Raw genomic sequence first — 22,743 nt, forward strand, 5'->3', positions numbered from 1 at the left:
GGACCGGGGCCTCCGGGGTCACTTCAGCGAGAACGACGCCACTCTCAGGTCACCGGTGAACACGAGGTAGACGTCCTGCCTGCCCCGCGCCTGGCTCAACGCCGCCGTGGTCGTGGCGTAGGCGTAGACGTCACCGGTGCTCGCCACGGGGGCCGTGCCGATCACCTTGCCGTGCACCGGATCGCCGAGCCGGACCTCGATCGAGGCGCTGCCCGCCGAGGCCTTGGACACCTTGGCGCTGAACGTCCTCGGGCCGCGGCCCAGGTTCGCGTCGGTGAACCTGATCCACTGCCCGGCCGCCGCGCCGACCGCGTCGCCGCGCTCCTTGCTCTCGTCGACCAGCGACACGCCCGCGTAGTCGTCGAAGTCGACCGCGCGGGTGTCCTTCGCCAGGTCGCGCGCGGGGATCGTCTCGCCGCGCACGCGCACGCTGCCGCGCTGCCGGATGTCGTCGGCGGAGGCACCCACCGCGATGTCCTGCACCGAGCTCTCCACGACCCACTTGTTCCGCGTCACGTCCCACACCGCGAGGTCGGCGGCCTTCACCGACAGCGTCACGGTCTTCGTCCGGCCGGGATCGAGGTGCACCCGGTCGAACGCGCGCAGCCGCCGGTCGGGCTGCTCGTCGCGCGAGGTCCGCTGGTGGGTGTAGAGCTGCACGACCTCGTCACCGGCCCGGTTGCCGGTGTTCGTGACCCGCACGCTCACCTTGACCTGGCCACGCGCGTCCACCACCGGTGAGTCGACCTCCAGCCCGTCGTAGCGGAACGAGGTGTAGGACAGCCCGTACCCGAAGGGGTACAGGGGTTTCCCGTCGAAGTACTGGTAGGTGCGGTCGCTCTTGATGATGTCGTAGTCGAGGATGTCGGGCAGGTCGGCCGCGGACCGGTACCAGGTCTGGGTGAGGTGGCCGGAGGGGTTGCGGTCGCCGAACAGCACGTCGGCGAGCGCGTTCCCGGTCTCCGCCCCGGCGTGCGTGGTCCACAGCATCGCGGGCACGTTCGCCTGCTCCCAGGTCACGGTCGTGGGGTAGCTGTTCTCCAGCACCACCACCGTGTTCGGGTTCGCCGCGCGCACGGCCCTGACCAAGGCCTCCTGCCCGTCGGCGAGGTTCATGTCGGTGCGGTCGTGGTCCTCGCGGCCGTTGATGAACGGCATGCTGCCCACGACGACCACCGCCACGTCCGCGGCGCGCGCCTTGGCCGCCGCGTCGGCGATCCCGTCGCGCACGACGTCCTTGGTGAACCTGGCCGCCTCCGCCGCGGTGACCGCGCCGAGCACCAGGTGGCCGTCCTGCGCCACCGTCAGGTACTGCTCGGGACCGGACCAGTCGTAGGCCTTCTCGTACCCGGCGTACCGGATCACGACCTGGCCGCCGCCGACGTCCTCCAGCTTGAACTGCTGCTGCACGAACCACCCGGACGGCTGGACCGCGCTGTTGACGAACGACGAGCCGGAGATGGTGACGTACTTGTCGTTGGCCGCGCTGCGCAGCGTGAGCACGCCCTGGCCCCAGTCGAACACGTCGAACTGCTGCGTCGCGCCCGCGCCGCCGTCGGCGATCCGCAGGACATCGCCACCCTCGCCCGCCCCAGCCGTGACGTACCGGCCGGAACCGACCTCCTTCAACGCGATCCGGTCCACGCCCTCGCCACTGGTAACCGTGCCGCCGCTGCCCAGCCGGGCCCGGATGCCGTCGACGGGCGTGACGGCGTAGGGCAGGGCACCGGAGTACCAGTCGGTGTAGAGGGTGTCCGACAGCGGGCCGACCACGGCCACCTTGCGGGACCTGCGCGGGTCGAGCGGGAGCGTGCCGCCCTCGTTCTTCAGCAGCACCACCGCCTCGCCCGCCGTCTCGCGGGCCAGCGCCCGGTTCGCCGGGCTGTCGACGACGTCCTTGGTGATCTTCGCGTACGGTCCACCACCCGGGTCGAACTCGCCGAGGCGGAACCGGACAGCGAGGATGTGCCGCACCGCCGTGTCCACATCGGACTCCGCGATCAGCCCCCTGGCCAACGCGGTCTTGATCGCCTCGATCGTCTTGGTGGAGTTCGTGTCGTCGCTGGTGAAGCTGTCCACGCCCGCCTTGAGCACGGCCGCGTCGGCCGTGGGCAGGTCGGGGTAGTAGTTCTGCGACCCGATCAGACCGTTCGGCGCACCCGCGTCGGTGACGGTGAACAGGTCCTTGTCGGTCCACGTCCGCACGACGTCGTCGACATCGCTGTGCGCGGTCATCGGACGACCGTTGACCAGGTTGTACGAGGTCATCACCCCGGTCGCCGCGTCGGCGGCGATGGCCGGCTTGAACGCGGCCTCGTCGTACTCGTGCTTGACCCGCGGCCGCAGCTGCGAGGACGTGGTGTCCCGGTGGACCTCGTTGTTGTTGGCCAGGTAGTGCTTCAGCACCGGCGCGGTCTTGAGGTGGCGCGGGTCGTCGCCCTGCAGGCCACTGCCGTACGCCGTGGAGATCTCGCCGGTCAGGTGGGTGTCCTCGGAGTAGCCCTCCTCGTTGCGCCCCCAGCGCGGATCGCGCAGCAGGTTCACCACGGGCGCCCACAGCTGGAGCCCCCACACGCCGGGGTTCTCGGCGTTGAACCCGCGGGCCTCGTCGCCGACCGCGGCGCCGACCCGCTTGACCAGCTCGGTGTCCCAGGTCGACGCCAGCCCGACCGCCTGCGGGAAGACCGTGCCCTTGGCGGTGACCACCGCGCCGTTGTCGGACCGGTCGGTGGACCACGCGACCCCGTGCAGCGCCTCGGTCCCGGTCTTGAACGCCGCCACGCCCAGCCGCGGGATCGCGGGCTGGTACTGGTGCAGCAGCGACACCTTCTCGTCCAGGGTCAGCCGCTTGAGCAGGTCGTCGACCCTGGCCGCCAGGGGAAGTCCGGGGTCGCGGAAGGGGAAGACCGCCTGCGCCCGCGCGGGTCCGGCCGAGGCGAGCGCGACCAGCAGCGCGGTCACCAGCAGGGCGAGCAATCGCTTCACGGTCGTTCTCCCGAGTCGTCGAGGACCGCGGTCAGCACCTCGCGGTCGGCCTGGATGAGCACTCCGCGGTCACGTCCGGTCGTGCGCCCGCCGTGCACCGAGGCCACCTCGGCGCCGACCAGCAGCACCTTCCACCCCGGCGGCGCGGACGACGCCTCGACGGTGACCACGTCACCGCGGCGCGAGGTCACGAACCGCGCGCCCGGCTCCCCGTCCACGGTGGTGATCGTCGTCGTGACCGACGCGCCGTCGGCGAGCTCGTACACGTGCAGGGTCACGCCGTCGGCGTAGTCGTACTCCGGCCCGTCGTCGACCGCGCCAACCGGCACCACCGAGCCCGGCCGCACCAGCAGCGGGATGGTCGTGAAGTCGCAGCGGTCGGTCACCCAGCGCGGGCCGTGCACCCGTTCACCGGTCGCGAAGCGCGTCCACGTCCCCTCCGGCACGTAGTACGACACCGCGCCGTCGGCGCTGAACACCGGTGCCACCAGCAGCGAGTCGCCCAGCAGGTACTGGCGTTCGAGCTGGGCGCAGCCGGGGTCGTCCGGGAACTCCAGCACCATCGCCCGCATCATCGGCACACCCGTCGCGGTCGCCTGCCGGGCGGCGTCGAACAGGTACGGCATCAGGCGCGCCTTGAGCTTCGCGAAGTGCCGCAGCACGTCCACGGACTCCTCGTCGAACAGCCACGGCACGCGGTAGGAGTCGCTGCCGTGCAACCGGCTGTGCGAGGACAGCAGCCCGAACGCGATCCAGCGCTTGAACAGCGCCGGGTCCGGCGTGCCCTCGAACCCGCCGATGTCGTGGCTCCAGAACCCGAACCCGGACATCCCCAGCGACAGCCCGCCGCGCAGGCTCTCCGCCATCGACTCGTAGGTCGACTCGCAGTCGCCGCCCCAGTGCACCGGGTACTTCTGCGATCCCGCCGTGGCCGAGCGGGCGAACACGACCGCGTCGCCGTCACCGCGCCGGGCGCGCAGCACGTCGAACACCGTGCGGTTGTAGAGCAGCGTGTAGTAGTTGTGCATCCGCTCCGGGTCGGAGCCGTCGAAGTAGGCGACGTCGGTCGGGACGCGCTCGCCGAAGTCGGTCTTGAAGCAGTCGACCCCCTGCTCCAGCAACGCGTCGAGCTTCGCCGCGTACCACTCGCGGGCGGCCGGGTTGGTGAAGTCCACCAGCGCCATGCCGGGCTGCCACAGGTCCCACTGCCACACGTCGCCGTCGGGCCGCTTCAGCAGGAACCCGCCCGCGGCGCCCTCGGCGAACAGCGGCGAGCGCTGCGCGATGTAGGGGTTGATCCACACGCACACCCGCAGACCGCGCGAGCGCAGCCGTTCCAGCATGCCGGGCGGGTCGGGGAACACGCGCGAGTCCCACTCGAAGTCGCACCACTGGAACTCGCGCATCCAGAAGCAGTCGAAGTGGAAGACGCTCAGGGGGATGTCCCGGTCGATCATCCCGTCGATGAACCCGGTCACCGTCTTCTCGTCGTAGGACGTGGTGAACGAGGTCGACAGCCACAGGCCGAACGACCACGCGGGCGGCAGCGGGGGCCTGCCGGTGAGCGCGGTGTACTTGCGCAGCACGTCCTTCGGCGTCGGCCCGTAGACCACGAAGTACGCCAGGGACTGGCCGGGCACGCTGAACTGCACCCGCGACACGACCTCGGAGCCGACCTCGAACGACACGTTGCCCGGATGGTCGACGAAGACGCCATAGCCCGCGTTGGTCAGGTAGAACGGCACGTTCTTGTACGCCTGCTCGGTCCCGGTGCCGCCGTCGGCGTTCCAGATGTCGACGACCTGCCCGTTGCGCGTCAACGGCCCGAACCGCTCCCCCAGCCCGTACACGACGTCGCCGACGCCGAGCGTCAGCTGGTCGCGCACGTGGTGCTCGCCGTCGACGGTCATGAAGCCCATCGCCTTGGTGCGGCTGGAGGTCAGCCGCCGCCCCTCGGCGACGAAGTCGACGCCCCAGCCCTCCTCGCGCCCGACCCGCACGGACAGCTCGCCGGAGGTCAGCACCGCGGTGCCGTCCTCGTCGGCCACGTCGGCGGTGAAGTCCTCCACGTCCAGCTCGAACACCGGCCGCCTCGGCACCCCGCCGCCGAAGTGGGTGATCACGACGCCGATGACGTCCGGCATCGGCGAGGACAGCCCGATCGTGACGACCGGCCCCTTGAGCGTGTCCCCCCGCTGGCGGATGGGGACCGTCGGCGCGTGCACCTCGAGCGAGCCCTTGCCCGTGGTGACGTCGTGCACCTCGGCGGGGTGGGCGGCCCGCACTCCCGGCCGCAGCATCCAGTAGCCGTCGCTGAACTTCACTTCACCGCTCCCGCCGTCAACCCGCGTGTCAGAGTTCGTTGGAAGATGAGGAAGAACGCGACGGCCGGGATGATGCCCAGCAGCGCCGACGCGCTGGTCGTCGTGGCGTCCATCAGCCGCTGGCCCTGCAGGACACCGAGTGCGACCGGGACGGTCTGGTTGTCCGCCGAGACGAGCAGCACCAGCGGGATGAAGAACTCGTTCCACGTCCAGATGAAGAAGAACACGAACAGCACGCCCAGCGTCGGCCTGCTGATCGGCACCACGATCCGGACCAGGACCTGCCACTTGTTCGCACCGTCGATCCGGGCCGCCTCGAGGATCTCGCGCGGGAACGCGACGAAGGTGGACGACAGCAGGTAGGTGCCGAACGCGGCCTGGACGATCGTGAACACGATGACCACGCCGAGCCGGGTGTCGTACAGGTCGACCTGCTTGAACAGGTAGTAGAGCGGGTAGACCAGCGCCTCCTGCGGCAGCGTGTTGGCGATCAGGAACAGCACCAGCACCCAGAGCCGCCCCTTGATCCGGCCGATCCCCAACGCGTAGGCGTTCAGCACCGAGACCACGACCGCCAGCACCGCGACCGACCCGGCGATCAGGGCGCTGTTGACCAGCTTCCGGCCGAAGTCCACGCGCTGCCAGAAGTCGACGATCCCCTGGATCCGCACCTCCTGGGGCAGCGACAGCGGCCCGTTGGCGGCGTAGTCCGCGGGCGCCTTGACCGCGTTCAGCACGACGATCGCGAACGGGACCAGCATGAGGCCCGCCAGCGCGACGAGCCCGATCAGCACCAGGTAGCGCCCCGGTTCGCGGCGCGCGTGCACGGTCGCCATCAGCTGTCCTCCCTGCGGTTCTGCACGCGCAGGAAGAACGCGGTGAGCAGCAGGATCAGGACGGTGAGCACGGTGGCGACCGCCGCGCCGTACCCGACCCTGGTCCGCTCGAAGAAGTTCTGGAACGAGAAGTACGACGGCACGTTCGTCGCGCCAGCCGGACCGCCCCTGGTCAGCACGTAGATCGGCCCGAACACCTTGAGCGCCGCGATGGAGCACGTCAGCATCACCACGAACACCTCGGGGCGGATGCCGGGCACGGTCACGTGCCAGAACCGGCCCCACCACGAGGCGCCGTCCAGCTCGGCCGCCTCCAGCAGCGCCGGGTCGACCCGCTGCATGCCCGCCATGAAGATGACCACCGGGTAGCCGAGCTGGATCCACACCAGCACGCCCATCACGCTGTACAGCGCGATGTCCGGGTCGCCGAGCCAGTCCCGCGCCAGCGAGCCGAGCCCGACGGCGTCGAGGAACGCGTTGAGCGCGCCGCCCTTCGGGGCCAGGATCCAGCTCCACACGATGCCCGCGACCGCGATCGGCAGCACCTGCGGCAGGTACACGCACGCCCGCAGGACGCTGGCCGTGCGCGGGCCGAACCGCTTGCCGACGAAGTCGAACAGCGCCGCGGCGACGACCAGCCCGGCGATCGTCGGCAGGATCGCCATGGCGACGACCAACCCGACGTTGTGCCGGAAGGAGGCCCAGAAGGCGCTGTCCGCGAACAGCTTCCGGTAGTTCTCCAACCCGATCCACACGGGATCGCCCACGCCGGACCAGCGGGTGAGGCTGATGCCGACGTTCATCGCGAACGGCACGACCACCACGGCGAGCAGCAGGAGCGCGCCGGGGACCAGGAAGACCAGGTAGCCCCCGCGTCCGCCGCTCCGCCATGGCGGCGCGGACCGGGTGGGCTCCGCGGGGGACGGCCGGTCGACGGCCGGGGCGAGGCTCATCCGCCGATGTTCGCGCGGTTTTCCGCGTACGGCTTCGCCAGTTCGTCGAGCACCTGGGAGGGGCTCGCGGTGCCGGTGATGAGCTTCTGCGTCGCGGACACCATCACGTCGTAGTAGCCGGGCGCGGGCCAGTCCGGGTAGTAGGCGAGCCCGTCGTTCTTGGCCAGGGTGTCGAAGTCGTCGTTCAGCGCCTTCGCCGCGGGGTCGGTGGACGGCGTGCCGCCGGGGGAGATCGGGATGCCCCCGGCCTCGCGGAGCACGTCCTGGATCTCAGGGGACAGCGTGATGTCGATGAAGTCGTAGGCCAGGTCCTTGTTCTTCGACCCCGCCGGGACGACCCACTGGTTGCCGCTCGACCCGGCGTTCAGCTTGTTGCCCGGCCACAGGAACGAGCCCCACTGGAAGCCCGTGGCGCCCGCGGCCACGCGGCCCTGCCACCAGCTGCCGGACACCATGATCGGGAACTTGCCCTGGATGAACGACAGCCCCATGTCCTCGGCCTTGACGCCGCTGGCCTCCGGGCTGATGTACTTCTTCGCCACCCAGTCGGCGAACGTGGTCGCGCCGTAGGTCCAGGCGGCGTCGTGGAAGTCGACGTCACCGGTGTAGCGCTGGTAGCGGTCCACCCACGCGCGGTCGGCCTTGCTCAGCGCGAGCTGGTAGAGGACCTGCTGGGCCGGGTACTCGCCGCCGCCGACGGCCAACGGGGTCACACCCGCCGCCACGAACGCGTCCATCGCGGCGGTGAACTCGGCGAACGTCTTCGGCACCGCGACGCCGCGCGCCGCGAACATGTCCTTGTTGTAGTAGACCGTGACGTACTCGGCGTAGTTGGGGATCCCGAACCACTTGCCCGACCCCATCACACCCCGCTCGTCGTACTGCGAGGTCGTCTTCAGGTTGGGCGCCATGAGCTTGTCCCAGCCGCGGCCGGAGACCTGTTCGCTCAGGTCCGCGAGCAGCCCCTGCCTGGACAGCAGACCGGTGGTCGCGTTGCCCTTGTTGTACTCCAGGATGTCCGGCGCCTCGTTGGAGTTGAGCACCATCGGGGCGGTCTTCTGGATCTGCTCGAAGCCCTTCTCCTCGAACGCGACCTTCACTCCGGGGTGCTTCTCCTCGAACTTCGCGATGGCCGCGGCCCACGCCTTGCCCATCGCGCTGTCCGGGTCCTCGTAGTGCCAGAGCTTCAACGTCTTGGGGTCGGAGTCGCCGGAGGAGCCGCCGCACCCCGACACCGCCAACAGGGCGACGACCAGCGCCGCGAACAGTCGTGTGGACATCAGGCATTCCTCCCGAAGGACCGCAGTGTTCCGCGCGGCGGATTCCGATCCCGTGGTCGACGGGAATTGTTCTCGTGGCCGGAAACCGTTGCCCACAAAAGGGGAACGGGCGGTCGGGTCGACCGCCGTTCCGTTCGCGTGAATCGCTTTGGTGCCGCGCCACGATGTTAGCGATAACACCTGGTCGGTGGCGTTGTCGGCGCGGAAAAAGGCCGCCCGTGACCACAACCGGCCACGGCTCTTGGCGGACCCCTGGTTCCGGTGTAGGTCCGGTGAGGACTAGAGGACGAACCCCTCCGGGAACGGGTCGGTCGGGTCGAGCAGGTACTGGGCCATGCCGGTGATCCAGGCCCGCCCGGTGATCGTGGGCACGACCGCGTCCACGTCGCCGACGCGCTCGGCTCGGACCAGCCGGCCGGTGAACCTGGTGCCCAGCAACGACTCGTTCACGTGGTCGACGCCGAGCTCCAGCTCGCCGCGCGCGTGCAGCTGGGCGAGCCGGGCCGACGTACCGGTGCCGCAGGGCGAGCGGTCGAACCAGCCGGGGTGCACGACCATGGCGTTGCGCGAGTCGCTGCCCGCCTCGCCCGGCGCGGTGAGCTGGACGTGCTTGCAGCCGGAGATCGCCGGGTCGACGGGGTGCACGGGCCGGTCGGTCGCGTTGATGGCCGCCATGATGTCCAGCCCGACGGCCAGCATCCGGTCCTTCTCGGCGCGGTCGAACGGGATGCCGAGGTCCGCGATCGGCAGGATCGTGTAGAAGTTGCCGCCGAAGGCCATGTCGTAGCGCACCGGCCCGAGGCCCGGCACGTCCACCACGGCGTCCTGCCTGATGGCGAACGACGGCACGTTCTCGATGGTCACGGACTCCGCACGCCCGTCCCGCACGACCACCCGCGCCTCGACGAGCCCGGCCGGGGTGTCCAAGCGCACGACCGTCTCCGGTTCGGTGACGGTGACCATGCCGGTCTCCACCAGCACGGTCACCACGCCGATCGTGCCGTGCCCGCACATCGGCAGGCACCCGGACACCTCGATGTAGAGCACGCCCCAGTCCGCGTCCGGCCTGGTCGGCGGCTGCAGGATCGCCCCGCTCATCGCGGCGTGCCCGCGCGGCTCGTTGACCAGGAACCGGCGGAGGTGGTCCATGTTCTCGATGAAGTGCAGGCGCCGCCGCGCCATGGTGTCGCCGGGGACCACGCCGACCCCGCCGGTGATCACCCGCGTCGGCATGCCCTCGGTGTGCGAGTCGACGGCGGTCAACGTCCGGACCGAACGCATGTCAGACCCCCTTCAGGTGGTCGAAGGCGCGCCGCAGGTCGGCGTCGAGCACGTCGAGCTGAGCGGCGGACAGCGGCCCGCGGGGAGGCCTGCACGGTCCGCCGAAGCGCCCGGCCTGGTCCATGCCGCGCTTGATCGCCTGCACGAACTCGGTGCGCGAGTCCCAGCGGAACGCGGCCACCAGCGGCTCGTACAGCTCACGCGCCTCCTCGACCTGGCCGGTGGTCGCCAGCTCGTAGAGCCGCGCGGACTCGGCCGGGAAGACGTTCGGGAACCCGGCGAACCAGCCGGTCGCGCCCATCAGCAGCGACTCCACCACCACGTCGTCCGCGCCCGCCACCACGGTCAGCCCCGGTGCCCGTTCGCGGATCTCCAGCACCCGCCGCACGTCACCGGAGAACTCCTTGACCGCGACCACGTTGTCGATCGCGGCGATCTCGGTCAGCAGCTCCGGGGTGAGGTCGACCTTGGTGTCGAACGGGTTGTTGTAGACCATCACCGGCAGGCCGACGGACGCGACCTCGGTGAAGTGCGCGACGACCTCGCGGGCGTTGGCCCGGTACAGCGTGGGCGGCAGGCACAGCACGCCGTCCGCCCCGTCCTCGGCGGCCAGCTCGGCCCAGCGCCGCGCCTGGTGCGAGCCCGCCGCGTGCACCCCGACCACGACGGTCGCGTCACCGCCGACCGCGGCGATCGCGGTCCGGGCGACCTCCCGGCGTTCGGCGTCGGTGAGCGAGGAGTACTCGCCGAGCGAGCCGTTCGGGCCGACGCCGCGACAGCCGTTGTCGACCACCCACCGGCAGTGCTCGGCGTAGCGGTCCAGGTCCGGCCGCAGCCCCGCGGGCGCGCTCGGGTCCTCGATGTAGGGCAGGGCGGTCGCCACGATGACGCCGTCGAGACGTTCGGTCACAGGTCCTCCTCGGGCAGCAGGGGTGTGTCGGCGAGCTCGCCGAGCCGCAGCGGAGTGGCGAGCGGTCGGCGGTGGAAGGCGTCCGCGTCGGGCAGCGGGTGGCCGAGCCGGGCGGCGGCCAGGTCGGCGACCTCGCGGCCGCACACGCGGCCCTGGCACAGCCCGAGCCCGGCCCGACTGGCCAGCTTCAGGGTGCGCACGTCGGCCGCGCCCCGGTCGAGCGCCACGTCCAGGTCGTGCGCGGTGACCTCCTCGCACCGGCACACCACCGTGTCCGCCAGCAGCCAGCCGTGCCGTCCCCCGCCCACCGGGTGCGCGGCCACCAACGCCATCGCGAACCGCCTGCCCCGACGTACCGCGCGCATCGCCGCGATCGGCGGCTCGGGTGCGCGGGCCGCCGCCGAGCCCGCGACAGCGCCTTCGGCAGCCGCGAGGTCGGCGCCGCCGATGCCGGTGACCTCCCCCGCCGCGTACACGCCGGGGACCGAGGTCGCGCCGGTGGCGTCGACCGCGACGAACCCGTCCACCAGGCGGCAGCCGAGTCCCACGGCCAGCTCCAGGCGCGGGGTGAAGCCGTGGCCGACGCACACGGCGTCGACCGCGACCCGGCGGCGGGTGCCGTCGACGACCGACCAGTCCGGCCGCAGCCTGGCGACCGTGACCGCGGTGACCCGGTCGTCGCCGTGCGCCGCGACGACCGCGGCACGGGTGCGGACCGGGATCCGGTGGCGTCCGAGCACGCCCGCGTACCGCGCCAGCTCGCCCAGCTTGCCGACGTTCGCCAGGGTGTGCGGATACCGCGCCCAAGTGCTGAAGGCGTTGGCCTCCAGCACTTCCAGGACCTGCGTACCGACCCGGACCAGCGACTCGGCGACCGGCAGCAGGAACGGGCCGGTGCCGGAGACGACGACCCGCGTGCCGACCGCGACACCCTGGCCCTTCGCCAACGCCTGCGCGGCGCCGGCGGTGTAGACGCCGGGGAGGTCCCAGCCGGGGAACGGGACGACGCGGTCGTGCGCGCCGGTCGCCAGCACGACGGCGTCGGCGTCGAGCACGTGCGGAGTCCGGTGTGGACTGTCCGCGGGACCGCGGCGGACGTGCAACCGCAAGCCTTCCACCGCCCACACGGTGCTGCTCGCCAGGTGCCGCACGCGGGAGTCCACCCGCTGCGGGGTGCCCCGGTGGTACTGGCCGCCCGGCCACGGCTCGGAGTCGACGAGCACGACCTCCGCACCCGCCCGGACCGCGGCGTCGGCGGCGGCCAGCCCGGCGGGTCCGCCGCCGACCACGACTACCCTCACGTCGGCAGCTCCGCCCCGTGCTGGGTGCGGACGACGTCGCCGTCCGCGGGATAGCGCAGGCACGCGCGGACGTCGGGCACGCCGTTGACCACGACGAGGCAGTCGAAGCAGACCCCGATGCCGCAGAACACCCCGCGCGGGCGGTCCCCGTTCCTGGTGGTGCGCCACGAGGAACGGCCCGCCGCGATCAGGACGCCGGCGATCGTCCGGCCGGGTGGCACGTCGTGCGGTTCGCCGTCGACGGTGATCCTCATCCGAGCACCCCCGGTCGGTCCACTCGGAACGGTGTCGGGTCCAGGTGCGGCTCGGCGCCGGTGACCAGCTCGGTCAGCAGCCTACCGGTCGCGGCCGCCAGGCCGATGCCCGCGCCCTCGTGCCCGGTCGCGTGCCACAGCCCCGCGCACCGCGGGTCGGCGCCGACGACCGGCAGGTGGTCGGGCGCGTACGGGCGGAACCCGCCGTAGGCGCGCACGACCGGCACGTCGGCCAGTACCGGGAACAGCCCCACGGCCCGCCGGGCCAAGGCACGCAGCACCTCGACGCGGATCGAGTCGTCGAACCCGACCCGCTGCCTGCTCGACCCGATGAGCACCGTGCCCCCCGCCGTCGACTCGACCACCGTGGAGATCTGCAGGTCCGCGTCACCGCTGGCGACCGCGCCCACGTAGTCCGCGTCGTACACCTTGTGCCGCACGGTCGGCGGCAGCGCGGCGGTCACCAGGATCACGCCCCGGCGCGGCAGCACGGTGATCGGCGCGCCGAACGCGGCGGACACCTCGCCCGACCACGGGCCGCAGGCGTTGACCACGATGCCGCAGGGCACGTCTCCCCCGGCGGTGCGGACGGCGACCACCCGGTCGTCGCGGCGGCGCAGGCCGGTGGCCCGCACTCCGGGACGCAGGGTGCCGCCGCGTCGGCGCACCGCCGCGAGCAGCGCCTTCGTCACCAGCACGGGTTGCAGCTGGGCGTCCTGCGGGTAGTGCACGGCCGCCACGACCGCAGGGGTCAGGTGGGGTTCGCGCTCGTGCGCCTCGTCCGGGGTGACCACGCGCGCGTCCACGCCCTCGGGTCGTTGGTCCGCGGCGAACCCGAGCAACGCCTTCGCCGCCTCGTCACCGGTCGCCACGACCAGGCCGCCCTTGGCGTCCCACTCCACGTCCACGCCCAGCTCGTCGAGCAGCGCGGGCCAGCGGCGCAGCGACGCCAGTGCGAGGTCGAGCTCGGGGCCGGGTCCCTTGTCGGACACCAGGACGTTGCCCTCACCGGCGGCGCTCGTGCCCGCGCCGAGCGGCCCCCGGTCGAGCACGGTCACCCCGGCGCCCGCGGCGCTCAACGCCTCGGCGCAGGCCGCGCCGATGACGCCGGAGCCGACCACGACCACGTCCGGGTACCGCACTCGCACTCCAATCGTTCATTGAAGTGAACGCTTCGAGCGTAGGCGCGGGTCCGGCGCGGGGTCAATCCCCGTGCGCGGCCCGTCCGGGGTGCGCACCGTCCGGATGTTCCAGCAGCAGGACCGACTCCACCGGGCCGCCGACGGTCTCGTAGGTGTGCGGGGTCTGGGCCGGGAAGCAGACGTAGTCGCCCGGTCCCAGCTCGTACGGCGCGGCCGGCGGGCCGACCCGGAGCACACCGGAGGTGACCAGCACGTGCTCGCGGCCGGGGTGGCCCGCCGAGTACTGGGTCTGCCCCGGTCGGACGCGCTGGTCGTAGACCTCGACGACGGTCTCGCCGATGGTCAGCCTGCGGACCATGCGCAGGTCGACGGCGTTGCTGGAGAGCACGTCCAGGTCGGCGGCGCGCACCAGCACGACCTCCGAGTCGACCGGCGCGGTGAGCAGATCGGACACCGGCACGCCGAGAGCGTTCGACAAACTGAACACCGTGTCGATGGTCGGGTTGCCCGTCCCCGACTCCAGCTGGGACAGCGTGCCCTTCGCGATGCCCGACCGCCGGGCCAGCTCGGACAGCGACAGACCGCCGTGCTCGCGCAGCGCGCGCAGGTTCGTCGCCAGCACCTGCCCGGCCTGCTCCCTGACCACCCGGAGTCCTCCCACTCGGCCATCCCCGCCCGTCCGGCGAGCACGGTACCCGTGACTACCTCCGGGCGAGCCGCACGACGGTCCAGGAGACCGGGGGGAGCACGACGACCAGGCCGTCGTCGTCGACGTCCGCGGTGCCCTGCCTCGGCACGACCCGGTCCGGGTCCTGCTCGGTGTTGGTCGCGGTGGTGTCCTCGTCGGACACCGTCCACACCTCCGCGACCTCCACGTCCCCGAACGCCGCGAGCGGGACCCGCAGCTCCACCGGCTCGGTCCGGTGCCGGTTCACCACGAACACCACCGCGTCCCCGGACGCCCGGTCGTGCGTGGCGACCGCGTCGACCACCGGGACGTCCCCGAAGCGCGCGGTCTCCTGGCTCGGCGCGGTGACCTGCGTCCGCAGCACGTCGCCGCGCGCCAGCCGGGACGTGAGCGCGAACGGGTGGAAGATCGTCTGCCGCCACGCCGGACCACCCGGCTCGCTGCGGATCGGCGCGATCACGTTGACCAGCTGCGCCTGGCACGCGGCGACCACGCGGTCGCTGTGCCGCAGCAACGAGATCAGCAGGCTGCCCACCACGACGGCGTCGGTGACGTCGTAGGTGTCCTCGATCAGCCGGGGCGCGGTCCGCCACTGGACGGGCGGGTCGGCGTGGAAGCGCTTCTGGTACCAGACGTTCCACTCGTCGAACGACACCCCGATCCGCTTGGCGCTCTTGAGCCGCGCGCCGACGGCGTCCGCGGTGGCGACCACGCTGTCGATGAAGCGGTCCATGTCCACCGCCGAGGCGAGGAAGCTGTCGACGTCCCCGTCGTGCACCTCGTAGTAGGCGTGGCAGGAGATGTGGTCGACCTGGTCGTAGGTCAGCTCCAGGACCGTGGACTCCCAGTGGCCGAACGTCGGCATGGCCGAGCTCGAGCTCCCGCAGGCGACGAGCTCCAGCCCCGGTTCGGCCTGGCGCAGCGCCCGCGCGGTCTCGGCGGCGAGCCTGCCGTACTCGTGCGCGGTCTTGTGCCCGGTCTGCCACGGCCCGTCCAGCTCGTTGCCCAGGCACCACAGCGCCACCCCGTGCGGCGCCTCGGACCCGTTGGCGCGGCGCAGGTCCGACAGCGCCGTGCCGCCCTCGTGGTTGACGTACTCGTGGACGTCCAGCGCCTCCTGGACGCCCCGCGTGCCGAGGTTGACCGCGTACATGACCTCGACGTCGGCCTTGCGCGCCCACCGGGCGAACTCGTCGATCCCCACCTCGTTGGTCTCGACGCTGCGCCACGCGAGGTCGCGGCGCGCCGGGCGGTCGGCGACCGGGCCGATGCCGTCCTCCCACCGGTAGGCGGACACGAAGTTGCCGCCGGGGTAGCGGACCAGTGCGACACCGAGCTCGCGGGTCAGCGCGAGCACGTCGCCGCGGAACCCGTCCTCGTCGGCGGTCGGGTGGCCCGGCTCGTAGATGCCCGTGTAGACGCAGCGGCCCATGTGCTCGACGAACGACCCGAAGAGCCTGCGCCGCACCGGCGCGATCACGAAGTCGGGGCTGAGGGCGAGGGAGGCGGTGAGCACGGTTCTCCTGCGGGGTCGCGGAACTCTCGGACAGGGTCTACTTCAGCGCACCGGCACCAACGCCGCCACGCCAGAAGCGCTGGAGCAGCACGAACGCGATGACCAGCGGGACGATCGCCAGCAGCGCCCCGGTGACCACGAGGTTGAACAGCACCCTCGTGCCCGCCTCCTGCTGCGCGGTGTTGAACCACGTGGTGAGCCCGACCGTCAACGGGTAGAGGTCGGCGTCGCTGAGCATCACCAGCGGCAGGAAGTAGTTGTTCCACGTCGCCACGAGCGTGAACAGGAAGACCGTGACGATCGCGGGTCGGATCATCGGCACCACGATCTGCCAGAAGATCCTCAGCTCGGACGCCCGGTCGACGCGGGCGGCGTCGATCAGCTCGACCGGCACGCTCTCGGTGACGTAGACCCGGACGAGGTAGGCGCCGAACGGGCTGAGCAGCGAGGGCAGGATGACCGCCCACACCGTGTTCACGATCCCCAGCCGGGACAGGATCAGGTAGGTCGGCAGCACCAGCGCGGTGGCCGGGACCATGATCATGCCCAGCAGCGCGGTCTCGAAGAACCGCTTGCCCCAGAACGAGAAGCGGGCCAGCCCGTAGCCCGCGAACGCGGCGAGCACCGTGGCCCCGACCGCGCTCGCCCCCGAGTACAGCGCGGTGTTGACCAGCCAGCGCCCGTAGATTCCGTCGTCCTCGCGGAACAGCTGCCCGATGTTGTCGAAGAGCGCGAACCCGCGGCCGAACCACAGGGCGGGGCTGGACAGCAGGTCCGGCTGGCTCTTGGTGGCCGCGATCAGCACCCACAGCAGCGGGACGAGGAAGTAGAGCATCCCCGCCGCCATCACGACGTGCGGCACCCGCGGGTTCGGCTCGCCGAACCGGCGCGACCGCACCCGGACCGCCGCGGTCACGAGCGCGCTCCCCGGCGGCGGCTGACGAACACGAAGGCGTAGGCCACGACGAACACGACGAAGCCGAGCGTGAACGAGATCGTGGCGGAGTAGTTGAAGTTCGAGTACGCGAACGCCTGGTTGTAGGCGTACAGGTTCGGCGTGTACCCGGCCGAGATCTGCGGCGCGAACCTGGCCATGATCTGCGGCTCGGTGAAGAACTGCATGGTCCCGATGACGGTGAAGATCGCGGCCAGCGAGATGGCCTGCCGGATCGCGGGGACCTTGACCCGCAGGGCGATCTGCACCGGTGAGGCACCGTCGATCACCGCCGCCTCGTACATCTCGCGCGGCACGCCCTGCAACGCCGAGTGCATGACGATCGTGTTGTAGCCGGTCCACGCCCAGGTGACGACGTTGCCCAGCGACACCAGCAGCAGCGGACCGCTGAAGAAGTCGACCGGGTCCCCGCCGAACAGGCTCGTCACGCCGCTGAACGGGCCGAACGTCCTGCTGTACAGGAAACCCCACATGAGCGCGCCGATGACGGCCGGGACGGCGTAGGGCATGAACGCGAACAGCCGGTAGAGCATCGCGAACCTGGTGGTGATCGCGTCCAGCGCGAGGGCGCCCGCGAGCGCGATGCCCAGCATGACCGGGATCTGCACGACGCCGAACAGCAGGACGCGCAGGAAACCGTCCAGCAGCAACGGGTCCGTGAACGCGCGCAGGTAGCCGTCGAGGCCGCTGAACCGCGACCCCAGCACGAGGCTCTTGGTGAAGAAGCTGAGGTAGAGCGCGAACCCGAGCGGTACCACCAGGAACGCCACGACGACGAGGAAGAACGGCAGCACGAACAGCATCCCGGCGAGGGAGTGCGCGGTGACGCCGCGCGACCTGCGTCGCGGCACCCGCTCGACCGTCCGGCGGCCGGGCGCGCCACCGGCCTTCGGCGCCGTTCCCGGCAGTGCCCGTGTCACGGGGAACCTCCTGTCGTCGGCCGCGTGCGGGCTACTGGGTGACGGTGAAACCCTGCTGCTGGGCGTAGGCGACGACGTTCTTCTGCGTCTCCTCCAGCACCGAGCCCCACGACCTGCTGCCCGCCATCGCCTCGGCGCTGCGGTCGTTGAGGTCGCCGAACACGAAGTCCTGGAAGGGCGTGTACTGGAACTCTCCGAGCTTCTCCGACACCGGCACGAAGATCTCGTTCACCTTCTGCCCGGCGAAGAAGTCGTAGGCCTTGCCGGTGAACGCCGGGTCCGCGGCCACGTTCTTGACCAGCGGGTAGAGGAAGGCCTTGTTGAGGCCGACGTCCCAGGCCGCCTTCGACGAGCCGAACAGCTCCCTGGCCACCTCGGTCGCCGCCTTGGGGTTCTTGGCCTGCTTGGTGACCGTGAACGTCGAGCCGCCCCAGTCGCCCTGGTCGTCGGCGCCCGCGGTCCACTGCGGCATCGGCGCGACGGCCCACTTGCCCGCGGTGTTCTTCAGCGACCCGGCGACGTAACCGGGGGTCCAGCCCGCCGCGGCCCACGTCCAGTACTTGCCGGAGTCGAGCGCCGCGGTGGCGTCGGCGGTGAAGAACGGGTCCTTGGCCATCAGGCCCTTCTCGACCAGACCGCCGTGGAGGTCGAAGACCTTCTTGCACTCCGGGCTGGTCAGGTTGATCTTCACCTTCTCCTTCGCCGCGGCCCGGGAGTAGCCGTAGGGCCTGCACCCGGCCTGCCACATCAGCCCGTTGATCCAGCCGCCGTCGCTGCCGAAGCTCGCGATGTAGGCGCCGGGATCCGCGGCCTTGATCCTCACCGCGGCGTCGGCGTACTCGGCCCACGTCCTGGGCACCGGGATCTGGAACCGGTCGAACAGGTCCTTGCGGTACATCAGCGCCATGGGCCCGCCGTCGACCGGGATCGCGTACACCTTCTCGCCGTCGGTGGCCTGGCTCCAGGCCCACTCCGCGTAGAGGTCCTTGTCGTCGTTGGCGCCGTACTGGCCCATGTCGACGAGTGCTTCGAGGATGACGAACGTGGGGATCTCCTGGAACTCGACCATGGCCACGTCCGGGGCGCCCGTCCCGGCCGTGAACGCGGTCTTCAGCTTGGCGTACTGGTCGGGTCCCGTCCCCACATTGGTCCAGTCGATCTGGACGTCGGTGTGCGAGGCGTTGAAGGCGTCCACGACACCCTTGAACTCCGGGTACCACGCCCACACCGAGACGTGCGCGGGCTTGCCGTCCGTGCCCGTTCCCTCGCTCGCGCCATCACCGCCGCTGCACGCCGCGACCGCCAGCAGGCACCCGGCGGTGAGCACCGACAAGATCCTCCGCACCCTGGTAGCACCGGGCATGAGCAGCACCTTCCTGTCGCGACGGTCATGAGGGCACGCCGAGGGACCGCCGGGGCGGCGGTGGGCGGGTGAGGGCGCGGAAGTCGTGCGGCGACGCCTCGGGGCGTCCGGACGCCCCGAAGGGGTGTTCGCGCCGCGACCGGTCAGACCGACTGGCCTGGCCGTGGCGGCACCGGAATTGCTGCGCTGCAAAGGACTATGGCCTGACTTTTGCCGCGCTGCAAGACCTCACCTGAACTTAATTCCAGCGAGATCCCGTGCTGGATTGGTTCAGGGCGGCGGGTCGTGTTGTCCCGGCGCCGGACAGCGGGGCACACTCCCTTGCAGCGCTGCAACGGGAACCGCCGCCCGTGCAGGTCCGGACCGAGGAGTGCCATGCGCGACGCCACCCTGCGCGACGTAGCCCAGCTCGCGGGCGTGTCGGCCCGGACGGTCTCCAACGTGGTCAACGGCTACGCGCGCGTCACCGAGCGCACGAGGGTGAAGGTGGAGCGGGCGATCGTCGAGCTCGACTACCGGCCCAACGTGCTGGCCCGCAACCTCGCGAACGGCCGGTCGGGGCAGATCGCCGTCGTCGTGCCGTACCTGGACACGCCGTACTTCGCCGAGCTGCTCCAGGGCATCATCCCGCGGGCGCGGGAGCGCGGCTACAACGTGCTGATCGACCAGACCGACGGCGACCCCGTGCACGAGCGCGAGCTGATCCGCCGGGGCGCGCGCGGGTTCGCGTTCGACGGCATGATCCTGAGCCCGCTCGGCCTCGCGCAGGCCGACCTCTCCGACCACGACGCGTCGCTGCCGCTGGTCATCCTCGGCGAACGCACCTCCGCGAGCACGTTCGACCACGTCGGCATCGACGACGTCCAGGCGTCGCGGGAGGCCACCCGGCACCTGCTCGACCTGGGCAGGCGGCGGATCGCGGCGATCGGCGACCAGCCGTACCCGACCGGCGAGGCGGCGCAGCTGCGCACCCGCGGCTACCGGCTGGCGCACGAGGACGCGGGGCTGGCCGTCGACGAGTCGCTGGTCATCGGCACGCCCCGGTTCAACCGGGCCGACGGCGCGGGTGCCATGACCCTGCTGCTGGACCGGGACGACCCGCCGGACGCGGCGTTCTGCTACAGCGACCTGGTGGCGCTCGGCGCCCTGCACGCCGCGCTGGAACGCGGGCTCCGCGTGCCGGAGGACATCGCGCTGATCGGGTACGACGACATCGAGGAGGGCCGCTACTCCAACCCGACGATCAGCACGATCTCGCCGGACAAGACCGCCATCGCGGCCACCGCGGTCGACCGGCTGCTCCAGCGCATCGGCAGCACCGAGCCGCTGCCGGGCATCGAGGTGCGCGCCACCCACCGGCTCGTCGCCCGGCAGAGCACCGTCGGCCGCCTGCGCGGCTGAGCCCAGCCCCTGATCGCCGATCCGGGGATGGACGAGCCGTGGTCACCGTCCCGTTCCGCGCCCACGCTGGTGTGGCAAGCAGTTCACGGGAAAGGGATCCACCATGAAGATCGCGATCGTCACCGGCGCCAACCGCGGGCTCGGCCGCAACGCCGCGCTCGCCCTGGCGCGCCGGGGCGTCGACCTGGTCATCACCTACCGCTCGAACGCCGCCGAGGCGGACGCGGTCGTCCAGGAGGTGGCCGCGCTCGGCCGCACGGCCGTCGCGCTGCCGCTCGACGTCGGTGCGACGGCCGGGTTCGCCGGGTTCACCGACGACGTCCGGCGCGTGCTGAAGGGGACCTGGGACCGCGACACGTTCGACTTCCTGGTCAACAACGCGGGCATCGGGATCCACAGCAGCTTCGCCGACACCACCGAGGAGGTGTTCGACGAGCAGATGGCCGTCCACTTCAAGGGCGTCTTCTTCCTCACGCAGGCGCTGCTGCCGGTCATCGCCGACGGCGGCCGGATCCTCAACGTGTCCTCCGGGCTGGCCCGGTTCGCGGGCCCCGGCTACGCGGCCTACGGGTCGATGAAGGGCGCCGTGGAGGTGCTGACCCGCTACCTGGCCAAGGAGTTGGGGCCGCGCGGCATCACGGTGAACGTGATCGCGCCCGGACCGGTCGAGACGGACTTCGGGGGCGGCGTCGTGCGCGACAACGCCGACGTGAACGCCGCCCTGGCGGCGCAGATCGCACTCGGCCGGGTCGGCGTGCCCGACGACATCGGCGGCGTGGTCGCGTCCCTGCTGTCCGACGACAACGCGTGGATCACCGGCCAGCGGATCGAGGCCTCGGGCGGCATGCTGCTCTGACCTTCGGTGGACGTTTGGTCTATAGTTGGACCGAACGTCCAGGCGAAGGGTGGTCATGTACCTCGACACCAGGTCCGGCAGGACCTATCCGATCGACGCCGGGCGGTGGCGCGGGGACGACGGGGCGCCGTTGACGGTGACCCCGTCGCCCGGCATCGGACCGGACGACGTCGACACCGGCGTCCGGTCGCTGTGGCGCTACCGGGCCGCGCTGCCCGGCGGGATCGGGCGGCCCGTCTCGCTCGGCGAGGGCTGCACCCCGCTGGTCGAGGGGAGGTGGGGCGAGACGGTCGTGCGGTTCAAGCTGGAGTGGTTCAGCCCCACCGGCAGCTTCAAGGACCGCGGCACCACCGTGATGATGTCGCTGCTGGCCCAGGCCGGGGTCGACGCCGTGGTCGAGGACAGCTCCGGCAACGGCGGCTCGTCCGTCGCGGCCTACGCAGCCGCCGCGGGCATCAAGGCCCGGATCCTGGCGCCGGAGGGCACCTCGCCCGCGAAGGTGTTGCAGAGCAAGGCCTACGGCGCCGAGGTCGTGCTCGTGCCGGGCGACCGCTCGGCGACGTCCGCGCGGGCGCTGCGCGAGTCGGCCGACACCTGCTACGCGAGCCACAACTGGCACCCGTTCTTCCTGCAGGGCACCAAGACCCTCGCCTACGAGCTGTGGGAGGACCTCGGGTTCACCGCGCCGGACAACGTCGTCACGGTGGCGGGCGCGGGCAGCATCGTGCTGGGCTGCGACCTCGGGTTCGGCGAGCTGCTGGCGGCGGGCCGGATCGACCGGCTCCCCCGGCTGCTGGTCGCCCAGCCGTCGAACTGCGCGCCGATCGACGCGGGCTTCCACGGCCGCGCCGACGTCGCGTTCGCCCCGACGATCGCCGAGGGCACCGCGATCCGCGAACCCGTCCGGCTGCCCGAGGTGCTCGCCGCGATCCGCCGCTCCGGCGGTGACGTCGCCGCGATCCCGGAGGCCGACATCGTCGCCGCCGTGCGCGGTCTGGCGGGCATGGGCCTGTACGCCGAGCCCACCAGCGCCACCGCCGCGGCGGCGGTCGACGTGTTCACCGCGCGCGGCGCGATCCGCCCCGGCGACACGACCGTCGTCGTGCTGACCGGGTCCGGGCTCAAGGCCGCGACGGCGATGGGCGGGCTGTTCGGATGACCGAGGACGAACTGCTGCTGCGCGAGGCCGGGACGATCGCCACCGCGCTCGGCCGGATGTTCCCCGGCCTGTGCGAGGTCGTCCTGCACGACCTGCGCGACCCCGAGCACACCATCCGGGTCATCGAGAACAACCTGTCCGGCCGTTCGATCGGCGATCCCGCGACGGAGCTCGGCGTCGCCCGGATCCAGGACTCGGACTACCCGAACGTCATCCAGAACTACCCCAACACCTTCCCCGACGGGCGGCCCGCGAAGAGCACGTCCATCGGCATCAAGAACAGCGAGGGCACCTACGTCGCCGCGCTGTGCCTGAACCTGGACGTGTCGCTGTTCGCCACCGTCGCCCGCAGCCTGCACAACCTGGTGCGCACCGACGAGCAGGAGCAGCCGCTCGTCGAGAACCTCAGGGCCCGGACCGTCGACGAGCTCCGGTCCCTGGTCGAGGAGTTCGCCGCCGCCCGCGGCCAGACCCCGCGCAGCCTGAGCCCGGCGGCCAGGAAGGAGCTCCTGCGCTCCCTCAAGGAAGGCGGGTTCCTCGACGTGAAGCACTCGGTCCCGGTGCTCACCGACATCCTCGGCGTCTCCCGCGCCACCGTCTACAACTACGTGAGGTGACG

Annotated in this window: 19 protein-coding genes; 4 read left to right on the forward strand and 15 right to left on the reverse strand. The window is 71.5% G+C overall.

Annotated elements, in window-relative coordinates; genetic code table 11:
* Nucleotides 1-18: 18 nt before the first annotated feature.
* From CLV43_RS28805 to CLV43_RS28875, 15 genes are all read right to left on the reverse strand, one after another.
* Nucleotides 19-2,985, reverse strand: a complete 2,967-nt coding sequence (locus tag CLV43_RS28805; RefSeq protein ID WP_106190854.1) for a glycoside hydrolase family 3 protein — start codon at nt 2,983-2,985, stop codon at nt 19-21.
* Nucleotides 2,982-5,309: an alpha-xylosidase gene (gene yicI, locus CLV43_RS28810; RefSeq protein WP_106190855.1), complete on the reverse strand. Its 2,328-nt coding sequence runs from the start codon at nt 5,307-5,309 to the stop codon at nt 2,982-2,984. The genes CLV43_RS28805 and yicI overlap by 4 nt, the downstream gene beginning before the upstream one ends.
* On the reverse strand, nt 5,306-6,145 hold the full coding sequence (locus CLV43_RS28815) for a carbohydrate ABC transporter permease (RefSeq protein ID WP_106190857.1): 840 nt from the start codon (nt 6,143-6,145) through the stop codon (nt 5,306-5,308). Before CLV43_RS28815 ends, yicI begins: the two co-directional genes overlap by 4 nt.
* The gene (locus CLV43_RS28820) at nt 6,145-7,098 is read right to left on the reverse strand and encodes a carbohydrate ABC transporter permease (RefSeq protein WP_106190858.1); all 954 of its coding nucleotides are present in this window, start codon (nt 7,096-7,098) and stop codon (nt 6,145-6,147) included. Before CLV43_RS28820 ends, CLV43_RS28815 begins: the two co-directional genes overlap by 1 nt.
* A complete protein-coding gene (locus tag CLV43_RS28825; RefSeq protein ID WP_106190860.1) occupies nt 7,095-8,378 on the reverse strand; it encodes an ABC transporter substrate-binding protein in 1,284 nt (427 codons plus the stop codon). The genes CLV43_RS28820 and CLV43_RS28825 overlap by 4 nt, the downstream gene beginning before the upstream one ends.
* Nucleotides 8,379-8,657: 279 nt before the next feature.
* On the reverse strand, nt 8,658-9,659 hold the full coding sequence (locus tag CLV43_RS28830) for a proline racemase family protein (RefSeq protein WP_106190861.1): 1,002 nt from the start codon (nt 9,657-9,659) through the stop codon (nt 8,658-8,660).
* A gap of 1 nt (nt 9,660) precedes the next feature.
* Complete coding sequence (locus CLV43_RS28835) at nt 9,661-10,569, reverse strand: dihydrodipicolinate synthase family protein (protein ID WP_106190863.1); 909 nt, start codon at nt 10,567-10,569, stop codon at nt 9,661-9,663.
* Entirely contained in the window at nt 10,566-11,870 is a 1,305-nt protein-coding gene (locus CLV43_RS28840) for an NAD(P)/FAD-dependent oxidoreductase (RefSeq protein ID WP_106190864.1), read from the reverse strand. Before CLV43_RS28840 ends, CLV43_RS28835 begins: the two co-directional genes overlap by 4 nt.
* Nucleotides 11,867-12,124, reverse strand: coding sequence for a (2Fe-2S)-binding protein (locus tag CLV43_RS28845; protein WP_106190866.1), 258 nt, complete (start codon nt 12,122-12,124; stop codon nt 11,867-11,869). The genes CLV43_RS28840 and CLV43_RS28845 overlap by 4 nt, the downstream gene beginning before the upstream one ends.
* Nucleotides 12,121-13,266, reverse strand: a complete 1,146-nt coding sequence (locus CLV43_RS28850; protein ID WP_106190867.1) for an NAD(P)/FAD-dependent oxidoreductase — start codon at nt 13,264-13,266, stop codon at nt 12,121-12,123. Before CLV43_RS28850 ends, CLV43_RS28845 begins: the two co-directional genes overlap by 4 nt.
* Nucleotides 13,267-13,327: 61 nt before the next feature.
* The gene (locus tag CLV43_RS28855; protein WP_106190869.1) at nt 13,328-13,912 is read right to left on the reverse strand and encodes a helix-turn-helix domain-containing protein; all 585 of its coding nucleotides are present in this window, start codon (nt 13,910-13,912) and stop codon (nt 13,328-13,330) included.
* Nucleotides 13,913-13,967: 55 nt separating this feature from the next.
* Nucleotides 13,968-15,470: an arabinosylfuranosidase ArfA gene (arfA, locus tag CLV43_RS28860; RefSeq protein ID WP_106190870.1), complete on the reverse strand. Its 1,503-nt coding sequence runs from the start codon at nt 15,468-15,470 to the stop codon at nt 13,968-13,970.
* A gap of 37 nt (nt 15,471-15,507) precedes the next feature.
* Entirely contained in the window at nt 15,508-16,386 is an 879-nt protein-coding gene (locus CLV43_RS28865; RefSeq protein ID WP_245887066.1) for a carbohydrate ABC transporter permease, read from the reverse strand.
* Nucleotides 16,383-17,345, reverse strand: a complete 963-nt coding sequence (locus CLV43_RS28870) for a carbohydrate ABC transporter permease (RefSeq protein ID WP_245887067.1) — start codon at nt 17,343-17,345, stop codon at nt 16,383-16,385. The genes CLV43_RS28865 and CLV43_RS28870 overlap by 4 nt, the downstream gene beginning before the upstream one ends.
* Before the next feature lie 31 nt (nt 17,346-17,376).
* Entirely contained in the window at nt 17,377-18,708 is a 1,332-nt protein-coding gene (locus tag CLV43_RS28875) for an ABC transporter substrate-binding protein (RefSeq protein WP_146174951.1), read from the reverse strand.
* Between the two features lie 375 nt (nt 18,709-19,083).
* Between CLV43_RS28875 and CLV43_RS28880 the strand changes: the two genes are divergently transcribed.
* The 4 genes from CLV43_RS28880 (at nt 19,084) to CLV43_RS28895 (ending at nt 22,741) form a co-directional block, all read left to right on the forward strand.
* A complete protein-coding gene (locus CLV43_RS28880) occupies nt 19,084-20,109 on the forward strand; it encodes a LacI family DNA-binding transcriptional regulator (protein ID WP_106190874.1) in 1,026 nt (341 codons plus the stop codon).
* A 103-nt stretch (nt 20,110-20,212) separates the two neighbouring features.
* Entirely contained in the window at nt 20,213-20,965 is a 753-nt protein-coding gene (locus CLV43_RS28885; RefSeq protein WP_106190875.1) for an SDR family NAD(P)-dependent oxidoreductase, read from the forward strand.
* A 55-nt stretch (nt 20,966-21,020) separates the two neighbouring features.
* The gene (locus tag CLV43_RS28890) at nt 21,021-22,124 is read left to right on the forward strand and encodes a threonine synthase (protein ID WP_106190877.1); all 1,104 of its coding nucleotides are present in this window, start codon (nt 21,021-21,023) and stop codon (nt 22,122-22,124) included.
* On the forward strand, nt 22,121-22,741 hold the full coding sequence (locus CLV43_RS28895) for a helix-turn-helix transcriptional regulator (RefSeq protein ID WP_106190878.1): 621 nt from the start codon (nt 22,121-22,123) through the stop codon (nt 22,739-22,741). Before CLV43_RS28890 ends, CLV43_RS28895 begins: the two co-directional genes overlap by 4 nt.
* Nucleotides 22,742-22,743 lie beyond the last annotated feature (2 nt).

It is taken from the genome of Umezawaea tangerina (assembly GCF_003002815.1).
Classification (GTDB): Bacteria; Actinomycetota; Actinomycetes; order Mycobacteriales; family Pseudonocardiaceae; genus Umezawaea; species Umezawaea tangerina.